Source organism: uncultured Campylobacter sp. (assembly GCF_937997535.1).
In the GTDB taxonomy this organism is placed as follows: domain Bacteria; phylum Campylobacterota; class Campylobacteria; order Campylobacterales; family Campylobacteraceae; genus Campylobacter_B.
Genome location: NZ_CALKTT010000072.1, coordinates 1 through 1,550, shown reverse-complemented (window position 1 = coordinate 1,550; position 1,550 = coordinate 1). Strand labels below are relative to the sequence as shown.

General features: G+C 56.1%; 1 protein-coding gene. It reads right to left on the bottom strand.

Annotated elements, in window-relative coordinates:
* On the bottom strand, nucleotides 1-1,126 hold a 1,126-nt coding region (locus Q0117_RS06730; RefSeq protein ID WP_297923984.1), incomplete at its 3' end, for a glycerate kinase.
* Nucleotides 1,127-1,550 lie beyond the last annotated feature (424 nt).

The following is a 1,550-nucleotide window of genomic DNA, read 5'->3' as shown; positions in this document are numbered from 1 at the left end:
CGCGTCCGAGCAGAAACAATCGCACCGCTTGTTCGGCGACGCGGGCTAAATTTTGCGTTGCGACGGCGGGCTCCATCGCATGCTCAAGGCTCATCGGCTCGTTTAAAACGCTGAAAAACGCGCCGATGCCGTGCTCGTTGCAGCCGCCGGCACAGGGCGAGACGCAGCCTGCAAGCGCGATGACGGGCACGCCGTAGCGCGCGGCGATCTTCGCCACGCCGCTTGGAGTTTTACCCATACGGCTTTGGAAGTCAAGCCTGCCCTCGCCGGTGATGATCAGATCGGCGCCCTGCACGTCGTTTTGCAGCCCGATCTGCTCGGTGATGATATCGATGCCGGGCCTTAGCTGCGCGCGCAGGAAGCTTACGAAGCCAAAGCCCAGTCCGCCTGCCGCGCCCGCGCCCTTTTCGCTGCAAAGCTCCTTTCCGAGGCTCTTGCTTACGACGCCCGCAAAGCTTCGCAGCCCCGCATCCAGCGCCTCTACTGCAGCTTCGTCCGCGCCTTTTTGCGGTCCGTAAACATGCGCCGCGCCGCTTTCGCCGAAGAGCGGATTATCCACGTCGCAGGCGATGAGAAACTCGCTATCTTTGATGCTTTGCGGCACGTCCGCGTCCGAAATCGCCGCTATTTTGATCAAATTTTCGCCTGTGCCCGCAAGCGTTTCGCCGCGCGCATCCGTAAATTTAAAGCCCAAAGCGCTTAGCATGCCCGTGCCCGCGTCGTTCGTGGCGCTTCCGCCGATGCCTATGATAAACTTTCGCGCCCCCTTGCTTGCGGCGTGCAAGATCATCTCGCCAAAGCCGTAGGTGCTTGTTTTTAGCGGGTTTCGGCGCGATTTTTCGATGAGCGTGAGCCCCGATGCCGACGCCATCTCCAAAATCCCGAGCTCGCCCGCAAGAGCGTAGCGCGCGGTGATCTTTTCGCCGAGAGGGTTTTGCACGGCTAGCTCTTGAAATTCGGCTCCGAGCGCGTCGGCGAGGGCTTCGACGCTGCCTTCGCCGCCGTCCGCGATCGGCCTAACTACTACCTCGTCGCAGAGCTTTTCGATGCCCGATTTTACGGCGTTGCCCGCTTGCAGCGAGCTAAGCGAGCCCTTAAATGAATCGATCGCAACCAAAACTTTCATAAAATTCCTTTCAGACGGGGCTCGCGCAGATCTTGCGAAAGCCGCTTTTTAATTTGGTATTTTAATAAATTTAGCCCTAAATTTAGCTTTGAGGAGTTTGTGCGTCGCCGCACTGGTAAATGAGGAAAATTTTAAACTGCTGCCGTTTTAAACGGCAAGGCGCGCTCGTGCGGTAAAATTTAAGCGGCGAAAGAGGAGCACTCAGGCTCGCAGAAAATTTTAAAGCAAAAAAATAGCTCGCTCGCCCGCGCAGTAAAATTTAAAGCGCGAGGGCGGGCTTTTATTGCCCTAAATTTAGAGCTGTTTTAAATTCAGAGCCGCTATATCAAAAACAGCGACAAAACCCACACGCTGATCATACCCGTAATACCCATAATTAGGGTTAGCATTGTTTGGGTGCGGTAGCCTTGCTGCGGGTTCATCT